Source organism: Kutzneria kofuensis (genome assembly GCF_014203355.1).
GTDB classification, from domain to species: domain Bacteria; phylum Actinomycetota; class Actinomycetes; order Mycobacteriales; family Pseudonocardiaceae; genus Kutzneria; species Kutzneria kofuensis.
Window position 1 is genome coordinate 4980685 of the sequence record NZ_JACHIR010000001.1, and the last position, 14716, is coordinate 4995400.

The 14716-nt window shown below is 69.9% G+C and carries 15 protein-coding genes; 10 read left to right on the plus strand and 5 right to left on the minus strand.

Features of this window, described 5'->3' with window-relative positions:
• The first annotated feature begins 85 nt into the window (after positions 1 to 85).
• Positions 86 to 892, plus strand: coding sequence for an LLM class flavin-dependent oxidoreductase (locus BJ998_RS23245; protein ID WP_184864797.1), 807 nt, complete (start codon positions 86 to 88; stop codon positions 890 to 892).
• 11 nt (positions 893 to 903) lie between these two features.
• Here BJ998_RS23245 and BJ998_RS47645 read toward each other — a convergent pair whose 3' ends face one another.
• A complete protein-coding gene (locus tag BJ998_RS47645) occupies positions 904 to 1491 on the minus strand; it encodes a GNAT family N-acetyltransferase (RefSeq protein ID WP_184864799.1) in 588 nt (195 codons plus the stop codon).
• A complete protein-coding gene (locus BJ998_RS23255) occupies positions 1491 to 2933 on the minus strand; it encodes an APC family permease (protein WP_376775894.1) in 1443 nt (480 codons plus the stop codon). The genes BJ998_RS47645 and BJ998_RS23255 overlap by 1 nt, the downstream gene beginning before the upstream one ends.
• A 171-nt stretch (positions 2934 to 3104) precedes the next feature.
• Here BJ998_RS23255 and BJ998_RS23260 point away from each other — a divergent pair, with 171 nt between their 5' ends.
• The 6 genes from BJ998_RS23260 (at position 3105) to BJ998_RS49225 (ending at position 9079) form a co-directional block, all read left to right on the plus strand.
• Entirely contained in the window at positions 3105 to 3677 is a 573-nt protein-coding gene (locus BJ998_RS23260) for a GOLPH3/VPS74 family protein (protein ID WP_376776007.1), read from the plus strand.
• Positions 3678 to 3717: 40 nt separating this feature from the next.
• The gene (gene xylB / locus BJ998_RS23265) at positions 3718 to 5118 is read left to right on the plus strand and encodes a xylulokinase (RefSeq protein WP_184864803.1); all 1401 of its coding nucleotides are present in this window, start codon (positions 3718 to 3720) and stop codon (positions 5116 to 5118) included.
• Between the two features lie 27 nt (positions 5119 to 5145).
• Positions 5146 to 5379 (plus strand): hypothetical protein, encoded by a 234-nt coding sequence (locus BJ998_RS23270; protein WP_184864805.1) that lies wholly within the window; start codon positions 5146 to 5148, stop codon positions 5377 to 5379.
• A 247-nt stretch (positions 5380 to 5626) separates the two neighbouring features.
• Positions 5627 to 6763: a M20 family metallopeptidase gene (locus BJ998_RS23275; RefSeq protein WP_376775895.1), complete on the plus strand. Its 1137-nt coding sequence runs from the start codon at positions 5627 to 5629 to the stop codon at positions 6761 to 6763.
• Entirely contained in the window at positions 6760 to 8052 is a 1293-nt protein-coding gene (locus BJ998_RS23280; protein ID WP_184864809.1) for an amidohydrolase, read from the plus strand. The genes BJ998_RS23275 and BJ998_RS23280 overlap by 4 nt, the downstream gene beginning before the upstream one ends.
• Positions 8053 to 8179: 127 nt before the next feature.
• A complete protein-coding gene (locus tag BJ998_RS49225) occupies positions 8180 to 9079 on the plus strand; it encodes a type IV toxin-antitoxin system AbiEi family antitoxin (protein WP_312890290.1) in 900 nt (299 codons plus the stop codon).
• Positions 9080 to 9135: 56 nt separating this feature from the next.
• On the opposite strand, the gene BJ998_RS23290 is transcribed toward BJ998_RS49225, so the two are convergent.
• A complete protein-coding gene (locus BJ998_RS23290; protein WP_116172595.1) occupies positions 9136 to 9585 on the minus strand; it encodes a gamma-glutamylcyclotransferase family protein in 450 nt (149 codons plus the stop codon).
• Positions 9586 to 9692: 107 nt separating this feature from the next.
• Here BJ998_RS23290 and BJ998_RS23295 point away from each other — a divergent pair, with 107 nt between their 5' ends.
• The 3 genes from BJ998_RS23295 to BJ998_RS23305 all read left to right on the plus strand — a co-directional run bounded on the left by BJ998_RS23295 (position 9693) and on the right by BJ998_RS23305 (position 12407).
• The gene (locus BJ998_RS23295; RefSeq protein WP_184864811.1) at positions 9693 to 11096 is read left to right on the plus strand and encodes an NAD(P)H-quinone dehydrogenase; all 1404 of its coding nucleotides are present in this window, start codon (positions 9693 to 9695) and stop codon (positions 11094 to 11096) included.
• A 105-nt stretch (positions 11097 to 11201) separates the two neighbouring features.
• Complete coding sequence (locus BJ998_RS23300) at positions 11202 to 11645, plus strand: hypothetical protein (protein WP_184864813.1); 444 nt, start codon at positions 11202 to 11204, stop codon at positions 11643 to 11645.
• Between the two features lie 156 nt (positions 11646 to 11801).
• Positions 11802 to 12407, plus strand: coding sequence for a class F sortase (locus BJ998_RS23305; RefSeq protein WP_184864815.1), 606 nt, complete (start codon positions 11802 to 11804; stop codon positions 12405 to 12407).
• A gap of 31 nt (positions 12408 to 12438) precedes the next feature.
• Here BJ998_RS23305 and glpK read toward each other — a convergent pair whose 3' ends face one another.
• Together glpK and BJ998_RS23315 are read right to left on the minus strand one after the other, a co-directional pair.
• Positions 12439 to 13941, minus strand: a complete 1503-nt coding sequence (glpK, locus tag BJ998_RS23310; protein ID WP_184864817.1) for a glycerol kinase GlpK — start codon at positions 13939 to 13941, stop codon at positions 12439 to 12441.
• Positions 13942 to 13952: 11 nt separating this feature from the next.
• Positions 13953 to 14699: an MIP/aquaporin family protein gene (locus BJ998_RS23315; RefSeq protein WP_184864819.1), complete on the minus strand. Its 747-nt coding sequence runs from the start codon at positions 14697 to 14699 to the stop codon at positions 13953 to 13955.
• Between the last annotated feature and the right edge of the window lie 17 nt (positions 14700 to 14716).

The following is a 14716-nucleotide window of genomic DNA, read 5'->3' on the forward strand; positions in this document are numbered from 1 at the left end:
AAGTCCCTCCCAAGAAGTGGAATCCCGGATTCACCTTACGCTAGGCTCGGTAACCGGAATCTACGGTTCACCTTCAGGGGGCGACATGCGAATCGGACTTCATCTGCACAGCGTCGGCCGGACGCTCGACGAACTGGTGGCGGAGGCCGAGCAGGCACAGGTCGACGCCGTCTACGTCAACGAGACGGTCGGTTGGGATCCGGTGGTCCTCGCAAGCCTGATCGGGGCTCGGGTGCCGGGCATCGACGTGGGCACAGCAGTCACCGTGACGTACCCGCGCCACCCGCAGGCGCTCGCGTCGGCAGCACTGAGTGCGCAGGCCGCCACCGACAACCGCTTCGTCCTCGGCGTCGGGCCGAGCCACAAGCCCGCGATCGAGGAGCGCTTCGGCCTCAGCTACGACAAGCCGGCGGCCCACGTCCGCGACTACCTGACCCGACTGCGGCCGCTGCTGGACGACACGACCGGGCTTCCCGGTGTGACAAGGCCGAAGTTGCTGCTGTCCGCACTCGGCCCGGTCATGCTGGGCATCGCCGACGACCTCACCGACGGCACGCTCCTGGTCTGGACGACCGCGAAGGGCGTCGCCGAGCTGGTGGCGCCTCGCTTGCACGACAAGGAGATCGTGCTGACGGCGCTGGTCGCGGTCACCGACGACGTGGACGGGCTGCAGGCGCAGCTCGCCGCCCAGTTCGCGCCGGTGGCGGGCCTGTCCAACTACCGCCGGCACCTCGACCGGCAGGGCCTGGACAACGTCGTGGAGACGGCGATCGTCGGCGACGAAAAGACCGTGCGGCAAGAACTTCGACGGTTCGAGGAGGCCGGCGTCACCGAACTGCTGGTCAGTGTCGCCGGCCCCGATCGCGAGCGAACCCTGGCCGCACTGAAGTGATCGATACGGCGCTAACCCTGCGGCTCGCGCCAGATCGGGAACATCCGCGGGCCGCCGGGTGGCGCGAACGGTTCGCCGCTGTCGACGAAGCCGTGCCGCCGCCACAGCCGGGCGCTGTCGGCGGAGCTGGCCTCGCCGGAGCAGGCGATGCCCTCGGCGTCGAGGCGGCGGAAATGTTGGCGGGCGATCGCGCTGCCGAGCCCTTTTCGTTGCTTGGACGGTAAAAGCCCGCAGAACTGCCAGTGCAGGTGCGGCTCGGAATGAGCCGAGTGCGCAGCCATCAGTTCACTGAGGACGGTGAACCGGTGGAGGTCGTCCGCGTCGAGAGCGGAGAACCGGTCCATGAATTCCTCGGGGCTCTCGCCGCCCTCGGTGCGGAACCAGAGCGACGCGGCGGAATGGTCGTGCGCCAGATACACCTCGCCGTCGGCGAAGGCGGCCTCGGTGAACGCCTTGAAGAAGACGGGCTGCACCTCGCGCCGGCGTTCGTCGCCGGGAAACACCCACTTGCTCACGGGATCGTTCTGGAACGCCTCGGCGAGCACGCGAGCCACGACGTCCACTTCGGACCGTGAGGCGGGACGGATCACGTCGTCCATCACTCCACCTTCCCGATGCCGGCGTACACCTCGGGTTTGCGGCTGCGCAGCACGGAGCCGCGCACGAGGCCGATCACGGCGGCCAGCAGCAGGATTCCGGGCAGGATCCAGCGCAGCGGCGAGTCACCGGCGGTGCCGAGCAGCACGTCGAAGTTCCACAGGATGAGCACGAGGATCACCAGCAGCGCCACTGCGGCCAGCGCGGGCGCGGTCGTGTGCCGCCACGCGGGCTCGTCGTGCTCGCGCCGGCGGAAGAAGCCGATCACCGACACGGACACGGCGGCCAGCACGAACACCACGCCGGTGGACGCCATCGTGCCCAGCCAGCTGAACAACTCGGTGAACGGGTCCCGGCCGGCGATCGCGAAGACGGCCACGACGACGAGTCCCAACGCGGTCTGCAGCAACGATCCCGCGGCCGGCGCGCCGGTGCGGCGGTTGGTGCGGGCCAGCGCCTCCGGCAGCACACCCTCGCGGCCCAGCGCGAAGAAGTAGCGGGCGATGGCGTTGTGGAAGCTCAAGAGCGAGGCGAACTGGCTGGTGAGGAACAGCACGTAGGAGACGTCGGAGAACACGCTGCCGAGCCGCTGCGCGTTCAGGCCGAACAGCAGGCCGGGGCCCTGCGCCTGCGCGGCCCCAACGACGTTCGCGGGCCCGGCCGCGTCGGCCATCGCGAGCGCCGACAGCGTGTACAGGACGGCGGTCAGCGCCACCGCGAGGAACGTCGCGCGGGCAACGGTCCGCCGCGGGTCCCGCACCTCCTCGCTGTAGGACGCCGCGCCCTCGAAGCCGGTGAACACGGCGACGGAGAAGGCGAACACGGCGCCGACGCCGGTGGTGAACAGGCTGCTCGGCGCGAGCGGCACGAGGGACGGCGCGCCGCCGCCGTCGGGCGAGCCGAGCAGCGCCAGGTCCGTCACGACGATCACCGCGCACTCCAGCAGCAGCACGACACCGAGCACCTTCGCGTTCAGGTCCACGCGCAGCACGCCGAGCGTGCCGATGACCAGCGCGATCGCGAGCGCCCACAGCCACCACGGCGTGTCCAGCCCGAGCAGCGGGTTCAGCCAGTTCGACAGCGACCAGCCGAACAGGCCGTACACGCTGATCTGGATCCCGTTGTACGCGACGAGCGCGACGAACGAGATCGCCACGCCCGCGGGCCGTCCCAGCCCGTTCACCACGTACGGGTAGAACGCGCCGGCGCCGGTGATGTACCGGCTCATCGCGGCGTACCCGACGGCGAACAGCGCGAGCACCGGCGCCAGCAGCACGAAGGACAGCGGCACGCCGACGACGCCGGTCACCGCATAGGTCGCGGTCACACCGCCGGCGATCGCGTAGAGCGGGCCTGATGCGGCTACCACGAAGAACAGAATTTGTGCGACACCAAGACGAGGTCGGGCAAGGCCGCGTTCACGCAGCGGCGTTCGAGTGGCCACCTGCTTTTCTCCCCAGGGCAGTCATCCCACCAATGGCGGCCGATCGTAGCCATTCGACACCGGTTCTCGCAGCCGCTAGTTTCCCGGTACGTGGCCGTCGTGAACTCCCGTCTACCCCTGGTTGAGGCCCTCTTCTTCCTCGCGCACGACGAGTTCACGGGAAAACCGCAGGTGGCGCGCCCCTCGCTGGAGATTTGTTTGATAGGCGCAATTATCTGCGATCTATTGTTCACCGGGCGGATATCGGTCAACGACGGCTGTCCCGCGGTCACCGGAAAACACGGCCGCGGCGACCGGGTGTCCGCCACAGTGCTGGCCGAGATCGCCGCCGAGCCGACCGGATATCCGTTGCGGGAGTGGATCGACCATCTGCGGCCCGTCGTCGTCGACATGGTCGTGGGCCAGCTCGCCGACGCCGGCCTGGTCACGCCGACCGCCGAGCGGAGCCTGCTCCGCCGCACGTACCGGTATCCGCCGGTGGATCTGCTGGTCGCGGCCGGTGGCCGGGCCGAGATCCGCGGCGCGGTGCTGGGGCCGGCCAAACCCGACGTCTACAACGTGAGCCTCGCGCTGTTGGCCTGGCACCTGGGCCTGGACGACCTGTGTGAGCCGCAGCTCGACCGGCGGATGCTGCGGGCGTGGCTGGACCGCGCGGCCAAGCCGATGCCACCAGCGGCGACCGAGGTGCTCGCGGCCGTGGAGGCGGCGGTCGCGGCCTCGGTGTACGGCGGCGAGCGGCGCTGAAGCCTTTCGCCCGGCCGGAAGCTCCGGTTGGATCGGGGTCGTGACCTTGGTGATCGGTGTCGACTCGTCAACGCAGTCGACAAAAGCGCTGGTGGTCGAGGCCGAGACGGGCCGGGTCGTCGGTGGGAGCCGGCAGCCGCATCCCGACGGCACCGAGGTTGATCCCCGTGCCTGGCGAATCGCCTGCGAACGGGCGGTGGCCGAGGCTCGGGCGGACGTGTCGGAGCCGATCGCCGCGATCGCGGTCGCCGGCCAGCAGCACGGCATGGTCACCGTGGACGCCGACGGCGAGCCGGTGCGGCCCGCGCTGCTGTGGAATGACACGAGGTCGGCGGCCGAAACCGAGCAGTTCGTCGCGAAGCACCGCCCTGACCGGTTGGCCGAGCTGACGGGTTCGGTCCCGGTGCCCAGCTTCACCGTGACGAAGCTGGCCTGGCTCTCCGAGCACGAGCCGGCCGCCGCGGACCGGGTCGACCGCGTGATGCTGCCGCACGACTGGGTGAGCTGGACGCTGTCCGAGCCCGGCACCGAGCCGGCGACCGATCGTGGCGACGCGTCCGGGACCGGCTACTTCTCGCCGCGCACCGGCGAATGGCTGCCCGACCTGCTTGCCGACGCCTTCGGTGGCCGCACACCCCGGTTGCCCCGACTGCTCGGTCCCGCCGAGGTCGGCGGTCGCACCACGGAAGGCACCCTGGTCGCGGCTGGCACCGGGGACAACATGGGGGCGGCCCTCGCGCTCAATGCGGGACCTGGCGACGTCGTCGTGTCGCTTGGCACCTCCGGCACGGTCTTCGCCGTCACCGAGGAAGGCAGCGCCGATCCGACCGGCTTCGTCGCCGGTTTCTGTGACGCGACCGGCCGCTACCTGCCGCTCGTCTGCACGCTCAACGCCGCTCGGGTGCTCACGACGACCGCGGCGCTGCTCGGCACCGACCTCGCCGGCCTCGACGAGCTGGCGCTGCGCGCCGAACCGGGCTCCGGCGGCCTGGTGTTCGTTCCGTATCTGGACGGTGAGCGGACGCCGAACCTGCCGGACGCGTCGGGCACCCTGACCGGAATCCGGCGCGGCAACCTCACGCCGGAGAACGTGGCGAGGTCCGCGGTCGAGGGGATGCTGTGCGGGCTGGCTGACGGGCTTGCCGAGCTGCGCCGGGTTGGCGTGCAGGCGCGGCGGGTGCTGCTGATCGGCGGCGCGGCGCGGTCGGCCGCGGTGCAGGCGGTCGCGTCCGGGCTGTTCGACGCGCCGGTCGAGGTCCCCGAGCCCGCCGAGTACGTGGCGTTGGGCGCGGCGAGGCAGGCCGCGTGGGCGCTGTCCGGCGCGTCGGAACCACCGGCCTGGCCGGTGCGCGCCGACGCGATCGAACCGAGTTCGGGCGGGGAGGCGGTGCGCGCCGCCTACACGGCGGCTGTCGCCCAGATCCACGGCCACGTAGGCTAGTGATCAACAGTCGGAGGAGGGCAGCCCATGGCGCGGGTGAGCGCGTTCGTCACCATGCTGGTGTTCAGCGTGCTGTTCGCCGGCACCGCGGTGGCGCAGACCGGCACGCCGCCGCCCGGGCCGTCGCTGAACCCGCAGCAGAACCAGAGCCTGACCGACGACGCGCGGCAGCGGGTGATCATCGGCGTGATCGTGGTCGTGCTGTTCGCGATCGTCTGGTACGGCCGCCGGGTGCGCAAGAAGCGCCAGAAGAGCAGCTGATCTTGTGTCTCATCATGTGAGACAGTTGACCGCCCACAGACGATTTCATGATCATCAGCCTGAAGTCGGCTACAGCCAGGCATAACTTTCCCCATCCGGTTGCACCGTTCGTCGCAATATGGGTGCCGGCTGGCCCTGAAAGGTCGAAAGTCGAGCAAGCCACCAGCACGCCTGGTGCAGGATGACGAGGGTGAGACACCCCAAGGCGAGCTGCCGTTCATCCGTTGAGCGGTATGCGGACGCGCTCGTGGGTCTCTCCCGAAGCATTCACGCCGAGCCCGAGCTGGCCTACCGGGAACACCGCAGCGCCGCGAAGGTCGCCGACCTCGCCGAGCGCGAAGGCTTCCAGGTCGAGCGGGGTGTCGCAGGCCTCGACACCGCTTTCACCGCCACCTACGGCACCGGTGATCTGGTCGTGGGCCTGTGCGCCGAGTACGACGCGTTGCCCGAGGTCGGCCACGCCTGTGGACATAACATCATCGCCGCCGCGTCGACCGGAGCCGCCCTCGCGCTGCGTGATGTGGCGGACGATCTAGGTGTGACGGTCAAACTCGTGGGCACCCCAGCAGAGGAGTCCGGGGGCGGCAAGGTCCAACTGCTGGAACGCGGCGTGTTCGACGACGTCGGGTTGGCGATGATGGTGCACCCAGCCCCGTACGAGGCGGTCGCATCGCCCTCGCTGGCCATCGTCGACCTCGAGGTCGAGTACACCGGCCGCGCGTCGCACGCGGCCGCCGCCCCGGAGCTGGGTGTGAACGCGGCCGACGCGCTGACCATCGCGCAGGTCGCCATCGGGTTGGCCAGACAGCACTTGGAGCCGAAGCAGATGGTGCACGGGATCGTGACGCACGGTGGCGCCGCGCCCAACATCGTCCCGGCGATGGCCTCTGCCCAGTTCTACCTGCGTGCGGAAAACTATTCGTCGTTGCAGCGCCTGGTCGACCGGATCCAGGGCTGCTTCACCGCCGGCGCCGTCGGCACCGGGTGCACGCACGAGGTCAAGGAGATCTCGGCCGTGTACGCGGAGCTGGCGCCGGACCCCTGGCTGGCCGACGCGTACCGCGAGGCCGTGACGGAACTCGGCCGCGCGCCGATGAGTCGACAGGACGAGCTGCTCCGCCTGACCGGCAGCACCGACATGGGCAACGTCACCCGAGCGTTGCCCGGTATCCACCCATCAATTGCGATCGACTGCGGAGACGCGGTGAACCACCAGCCGGAGTTCGCCGCCGCCTGCGCCACGCCGACCGGGGACCGCGCCGTGCTGGACGGCGCCCTCGCCCTGGCGTGGACGGCGGTGGCGGCGGCGACCGATCCCGGACAGCGGGAAAGGTTGCTCGCCGGCGTTGGCACCCGCGTGGCACGCGCTGGAGGTGCGGCGTGACCGTGCTGGACTCGCGGCCCGAACTGCCCAAGGAGGGCGACGGCCGCCGGCACGACGAGGAGTCCGACGTGCTGATCACCGATTCCGGGGTCAGCATGTCCGACGTGGCGGATCTGGGTGTCGGGCGTGGCCCGGCCTGGCTCGACGAGTGGCTGACATCGGGTGCGGCCGACGTCGTGGCCTGGCGGCGGCACATCCATGCCCACCCGGAGCTGTCCCGACAGGAGCACGACACCACGGAGTTGCTGGCCGAGGTGCTCCGCTCCGTCGGCCTGCACCCCACGTTGCTTCCCGGCGGCACCGGCCTGATCTGCGACATCGGCACCGGCGAGCGCTGCGTCGCGCTGCGGGCCGACATCGACGCGCTGCCGCTGACCGAGAACACGGGCCTGCCGTACGCGTCCACGAACGAGGGCGCCTGCCACGCGTGCGGGCACGACGCCCACACCGCCGTGCTGCTCGGCGCGGCGCTGGCCCTCGCCTCCGCGCCGGAGCTGCCCGGCCGGGTCCGGCTCATCTTCCAGCCGGCCGAGGAGGCCATGCCCGGCGGCGCGCTCGACGTGATCGCCGCCGGCGCCCTGGAAGGCGTCGAGCGCATCTTCGGCCTGCACTGCGACCCGCGGCTGGAAGTCGGCCGGGTCGGCACCCGCGTCGGCGCCATCACCTCCGCGGCCGACATGCTGGAGCTCCGGCTCACCTCGCCCGGCGGGCACACCTCGCGGCCGCACCTCACCGCCGACCTCGTGCACGCGCTCGGCACCGTGATCACCGGCCTGCCCGCGCTGCTCAACCGGCGTGTCGATCCGCGGTCCGGGACCGTGCTGACCTGGGGCGCCGTGCACGCCGGCCAGGCCGCCAACGCCGTGCCGCAGGACGGCGTGCTGCGCGGCACCCTGCGCACCGGCGACCACCACGTGTGGAACGAGCTCGAACCGCTGGTCAAGGACCTCGTGCAGTCCCTGCTGTGGCCCACCGGCGTCGGCTTCGAGCTGGAGCACCGCCGCGGCGTGCCGCCCGTCGTGAACGACGCGGAGAGCACCGCCGTGCTGCGTGCCGGCATCGAGGCCGCGCTGGGCGAGGACGCCCTGGCCGGCACCGAGCAGTCGTCCGGCGGCGAGGACTTCGGCTGGTACCTGGAGCACGTCTCGGGCTCGTTCGCCCGGCTCGGCGTCTGGTCCGGCGAGGGCCGCCAGTACGACCTCCACCAGCCCACCTTCATCCTCGACGAACGCGCCCTCCTGGTAGGCGTGCGGGTGATGGTCCACGCCGCCCTGACCGCCCTCGCCTAACCCGGCGAGTCACGCTCTCAGGCACACCGAATGTAGGTTTCCGGCAGTTATCCACAGCCGGCCGGAGTTATCCACAGTCTGTGGAATGAGGGTCCGGACGATATGTCGCTGGCGGCACCGTGGATCCGTGATCGAGCTACCGAACGGACTCCACGGTGCCTACCGGCGACGCGACCTTGTCTCCGCCATCGGCCGCCACGCGATACGCACCGCAGTTGAGCAGGGCCAGCTGGTAAGTTTCCACAGGCATGTAGTGGTGCGTCGGGAACTGGTGACCCAGTTGCGTACCCGGGCCGCGGCCGCATTGCTGCTCGCCGGCGAACGTGCGGTGTTGACCAGACACACCGCCGCCCGAATGTACGGCTGCACCGCCGCCGATTTTGCGCCGATCGACATTCTCGTTCCTTACGCCCGGCGCATTGCGCGGGCCCCGGGAGTCGTTGTTCACAACGGCATCTTCACCGAGGACGATGTTGCCGAAATCGATGGCCTCCCGCTGCTCACTCCCGAACTGGTGCTGGCCGACCTGCTCTGCCGCGCTCGCAGGCCGACCGCGTTGGCCTGCGCAGATCAGATGCTGTCTGGCCTTCCCGACGCGCAGCGGCCGGGATTTCGGGATTCGGTGCTACGGGCGATCAGTGGTCGCGCGGACAATCGAGGCACAAGACAGGCCCGCGTATTGCTCGATCTCGCGACCGGGTTGCCGGAATCGCCGTTCGAGAGTCAGCTGCTGCTGATGTTCTACGACCGAGAGCTTCCCGTGCCGGTCCCGCAGTACTCGATAACCACGATCGACGGGCGGGAGCTCTACAGGTTGGATTTCGCCTGGCCCGAATTCCGCATCGCGGTCGAGTACGACGGCTATGCGGCCCACGCCGAGCGGCAGGAACGAGACCGCCGACGCGACGAGGACCTCGCCGCTCGGGGCTGGATCGTCATTCACGCCACCATCGACGACCTGATGGCCCCATCGCGCCTGGTCAACGACGTGCACAAAGCGCTACAGGCTCGCAGGCTGACTGCCTGAAACCTACATTCGGTGTGCCTGAGAGCGTGACTCGCCGGGGTCGGGGGGGGGGGGGGTTAGCCGGTGATTCCTCGGCAGGGCCTGGTCCTCAGGTCGTTGACGTAGTCGTCGGGGGCGCCGGCGGCCTCGGCGGCGTCGGCCACGACGCCGAGGTAGCGGGCCGAGGGGAGACCGCCCTCGTAGGCGTCGAGGACGTAGAGCCACGCCACGACGGTGCCCTCCAGGGTCTGGGCGCGCAGCCTGATCTTCTTGTACAGGCCGAGCGAGCCCTCCCAGCGGTCCAGGCGGGCCTCGTCGCGGGGGCTGACGTCGTAGAGGACGACGAAGACCTGCGAGTCGGGGTCCTCGACGATGGTCGCGAGCGAGCCCTCCCAGCCGAGGTCCTCGCCGCCGAAGGACAGGCGCCAACCGGCGAGCCACCCGGTCCCCGCCATCGGGGAGTGCGGGGCTCGCTCCATCATCTGGTTCGGGTCCATGTTGGAGCCGTACGCGGCGTAGAGCGGCACGCCCGACAGCCTAGCGACCGATGTGATCAGGGGTCGGGACGCCGAGCGCACGGCGCGTGAGGATGTAAGTTCGTAGCGCCCGCGTACAGGCGTATTGGGAGGACCCGGTGACCCGGATCGTGATCATGGGCGGTGGCCCGGCCGGCTACGAGGCGGCGCTGGTCGCCGCGCCGCACGGGGCCGACGTGACCGTGGTCGAGCGGGACGGCCTCGGTGGCGCCTGCGTGCTCTACGACTGCGTGCCGTCCAAGACCTACATCGCCTCGGCCGGCGCCCGCTCGGCCTTCCGCAACGCCGGTGAGCTGGGCATTCGCACCGAGAACTCGGAAGCGGCCGTGGACGTGCCGGTCGTGCACGGACGGGTGAAGGGCCTGGCGCTGGCGCAGTCCGCGGACGTGCGGGCGAAGCTGCAGCGCGAGGGCGTGCGCATCATCACCGGCACCGCTCGCTTCTGCGACGACGCGCCCGGGCTGGCCCAGCACCGTGTCGTCGCCCACACCTCCGATGGCGGCACCGAGGTGCTGCCGGCCGATGTGGTGCTGATCGCCACCGGCGCCACGCCTCGCGTGCTGCCGGGCGCGGTGCCCGACGGCGAGCGCATCCTGGACTGGCGGCAGATCTACGACCTCACCGAGCTGCCCGAGCACCTGATCGTGATCGGCTCCGGTGTCACCGGCGCCGAGTTCGCCTCGGCTTACACCGAGATCGGCGTCAAGGTCACGCTCGTGTCCAGTCGGGACCGGGTGCTGCCGCACGAGGACGCCGACGCGGCCGCCGTGCTGGAGGACGTGTTCACCGAGCGCGGCAGCGAGATGGCCAAGCACGCCCGCGCCTCCCGGGTGGAGCGCACCGAGAAGGGCGTCAAGGTCTACCTGGAAGACGGTCGCACGGTCGAGGGCAGCCACGCCCTGATGACGGTCGGCTCCGTGCCCAACACCGCCGACATCGGCCTGGACCGGATCGGTATCGAGCCCGGCAAGGGCGGCTTCATCCCGGTGGACCGGGTGTCCCGCACCTCGGTCAGCGGCGTGTACGCGGCGGGCGACTGCACCGGCGTGCTGATGCTCGCCTCGGTCGCCGCCATGCAGGGCCGCATCGCGATGTGGCACGCGCTCGGCGAGGGCGTGCAGCCGATCCGGCTGAAGACCGTCGCCGCGAACGTCTTCACGAACCCGGAGATCGCCACCGTCGGCATCAGCCAGCAGGCGATCGACTCCGGCGAGGTGCCGGCCCGCACGATCATGCTGCCGCTGGCCACCAACCCGCGGGCCAAGATGGAGGGCCTGCGCCGAGGCTTCGTGAAGCTGTTCTGCCGCCCGGCGACCGGCGTGGTCATCGGTGGCGTCGTGGTCGCGCCGTCGGCGAGCGAGTTGATCCTGCCGATCGCGCTGGCCGTGCAGAACCAGCTCACCGTCGAGCACCTGGCGCACACGTTCTCCGTGTACCCGTCGCTGTCCGGGTCGATCACCGACGCCGGCCGGCAGCTGATGCGACACGACGATCTGGACTGACACCAACGCTCGAACCCCCCGAGAAGGTTGCCCCTGACCTGGGGCAACGTTGTCCGATCGGATGACGTCCCGTAGTCGTCCGATCCACAACCGGGGGTACCAACAATGTTTGTCAAGACCATCCTCGGCGGCACGCTCGCCGTTGCCGCTCTGGTCGGCGTCGCGCCGGTCGCGCTCGCGGTGGGCCAGGACGAGCCGACCGTGCAGCTCAACGCCGACACCGCCGCGCTGTCCGGTCGCATGAACGTCTACCAGTTCACCGAGGGCAACACGGCGTACGGCAACTGCTCGGCGGGCAAGGCCGTGTTCTCGTCCTCGGCGCTGACGTTCAGCGACTACCGCTACGAGCCGATGGCCGACACCAGCGCGAACGTCTCCGCGACCGCGAAGCTCAGGCCGGGCATCGTCGCCGGGGCCTACAAGCTCGCGATGACCTGCGGAAACAAGGTCGTCAGCGCCACCTTCACGGTGCCCGGCAAGAAGGCCACCCCGAAGCCCGTCGGCGCGCCGCAGACCGGTGGCGGCGGCACGGCGACCGTGTTCGAGTGACAGCCCGACGAAATTTCCACGGACCGAGGCAACCGGCCGGACGGCGGTTTACGTCTGGTCGGTGATGGCAAGCCCATCACCGGTCGCGCCGTCGCGGCTTTCGTTTTGCAGGGGTGCACGAAATCCACGGCGGCGCGACCAACACCTGGAGCGACGGTGAATAAGACACTCGTCGGCCTGCTCCTTCTCGCAGGCCTCCTCACGACCGCTTGCGGCGGGCAACCCCCGGCGGCCACCACTCAGACCACGACCGCGACCACCACGGTCACCACCAGCTCCACCGAGACACCCGCGCCGCCGTCACTGCCGGCGTCCACGCCCGTGTCGGTGGACATCCCCAAGATCGGCGCGCACTCGACGCTGGTGCAGCTCGGCCTCAACGCCGACAAGACCATCGAGGTGCCGCCGGTGAGCACCCCCATGCAGGCCGGCTGGTACAAGCTCGGCCCCACGCCCGGCGAGATCGGCCCCGCCGTCATCCTCGGCCACGTCGACGGCGACAAACAGGCCGGCATCTTCTTCCGGCTGCACGAGCTCGCAGCCGGCGACAAGATCTCCGTCGCCCGGCAGGACGGCAGCACCGCGACGTTCACCGTGCAGAAGGTCGAGCGGGATCCCAAGAACAGTTTTCCCACCGACGCCGTCTACGGCGACACCAGCACCGCCGACCTGCGGGTGATCACCTGTGGCGGCGCGTTCGACACCAAGGCCCACAGCTACGTGGACAACATCATCGTGTTCGCCACGCTGGACAGGGCGTGAGGGGCCGACACAAGGCCGGCCCCTCACACCGTCAGTCCACCCAGTCGAAGGTCTTGGTGACGGCCTTCTTCCAGTTCGCGTACTCGGACGCCCGGCGGTCCTCGTCCATCGCGGGTGTCCACTCCTTGTCCTTGGCCCAGTTCTGGCGGATGTCGTCCTCGCTCTTCCAGAAGCCGACGGCCAGGCCCGCCGCGTAGGCGGCGCCGAGGGCGGTGGTTTCGGCGACGACGGGGCGGATGACCGGAACACCGAGGATGTCGGACTGGAACTGCATGAGCAGCTCGTTGACGACCATGCCGCCGTCGACCTTCAGCGAGGTCAGGGGCACACCGGAGTCGGCGTTCATGGCGTCGATGACCTCACGGGTCTGGAACGCGGTGGCCTCGAGAACGGCGCGGGCGAGGTGTCCCTTGTTCACGAAGCGGGTGAGGCCGACGATGGCGCCGCGGGCGTCGGACCGCCAGTAGGGGGCGAACAGGCCGGAGAAGGCGGGCACGAAGTAGCAGCCGCCGTTGTCCTCGACGCTGCGGGCGTGCTCCTCGATCTCGGCGGCCGAGGAGATCATGCCGAGGTTGTCCCGGATCCACTGCACCAGCGAGCCGGTGACGGCGATGGAGCCCTCCAGCGCGTACACCGTGTCGTTCGAGCCGATCTTGTAGCAGACGGTGGTGAGCAGCCCGTTCTCGCTGAGCACCTTCTCGGTGCCGGTGTTGAGCAGCACGAAGTTGCCGGTGCCGTAGGTGTTCTTGGCCTCGCCGGGGGACAGGCACGCCTGGCCGAACGTCGCCGCCTGCTGGTCGCCGAGGATGCCGGCGATGGGCACGCCGGCGAGGGCGCCGCGCTCCCGGACCTTGCCGTACTCCTCGGACGACGACCGGATCTCCGGCAGCATGGACAGCGGAATGCCCATGTCGGCGGCGATTCCCTCGTCCCACGCCAGGGTTTCCAGGTCCATCAGCAGCGTGCGGGAGGCGTTGGTCGGGTCGGTGACGTGGACGCCGCCGTCGACGCCGCCGGTCATGTTCCACAGCACCCAGGTGTCCATGTTGCCGAACAGCAGGTCACCGGCCTCGGCCTTGGCCCGGGCGCCCTCGACGTTGTCGAGGATCCAGCGGATCTTCGGGCCGGAGAAGTACGTGGCCAGCGGCAGGCCGGTCTTCGCCTTGTACCGGTCGGCGCCGACGTCCCCGGCGAGCTCGTCGACGATGCCCTGGGTACGGGTGTCCTGCCAGACGATCGCGTTGTACACCGGCTTGCCGGTGGTCCGGTCCCACACCACGGCGGTCTCGCGCTGGTTGGTGATGCCGACCGCGGCGATGTCGGTGACGTGCAGGTCGGCCTTGGCCACGGCGCCGGCGGCGACCTCTCTGGTGTTGGCCCACACCTCTTGCGGGTCGTGCTCGACCCAGCCGGCCTTGGGGAAGATCTGCCGGTGCTCCTTCTGGTCGACCGCGACCACCCGGCCGGAGTGGTCGAAGATCATGCAGCGGGTCGACGTCGTGCCCTGGTCGATGGCGGCCACATAGGAGGACATGAATTCGCCTTTCAGGAAGCGGGCAGAGCCAGGGAGAGCAGCGCCGCGAGCGCGCCGCCGACCAGCGGGCCGACGACCGGCACCCAGGAGTAGCCCCAGTTGCCGCCGCCTTTGCCCTTGATCGGCATCAGGAACGCGTACGCGATGCGCGGGCCCAGGTCGCGGGCCGGGTTGATGGCGTAGCCGGTCGGGCCGCCGAGCGAGGTGCCGATCACCAGCACCACGAACGCGACGCCGGCGTAGCCCAGCGCCGAGTTGCCGAACTGCGGGATGCCGTCGCTGCCGGCCTTGACCGTCGGGCTCTCCAGGATCCAGATCAGCAGCACGAAGGTGCCGATGATCTCGGTGACCAGGTTCCACGCGACGCCCGGGATGCGTGGCGCCGTGGAGAAGATGCCGAGCGTGTTCTGCGGCTCGTCGTGCCGGTCGAACTGCAGCTTGTACGTCGCCCAGCACAGCATCGCGCCGATGATCGCGCCGGCCATCTCGCCGGCGAAGTAGAAGGGGACCTTGTCCCAGCTGACCTTGTCGGCGATCGCCAGACCCAGCGTCACCGCCGGATTCAGATGAGCACCACTCGGATTGGCGACACTCGCACCGGTGAACACCGCGAAACCCCAGCCGATGTTGATGAACAACATTCCGCCGTTGTTGCCGTTGGTGTTCTTCAGCACAGCGTTGGCCACCACACCGGTGCCCAGCAGGATCAGCAGCGCGGTGCCGATCGTCTCCCAGACGAAGATCGCGCCATAGCCCATACACACCTCCGCGCCCG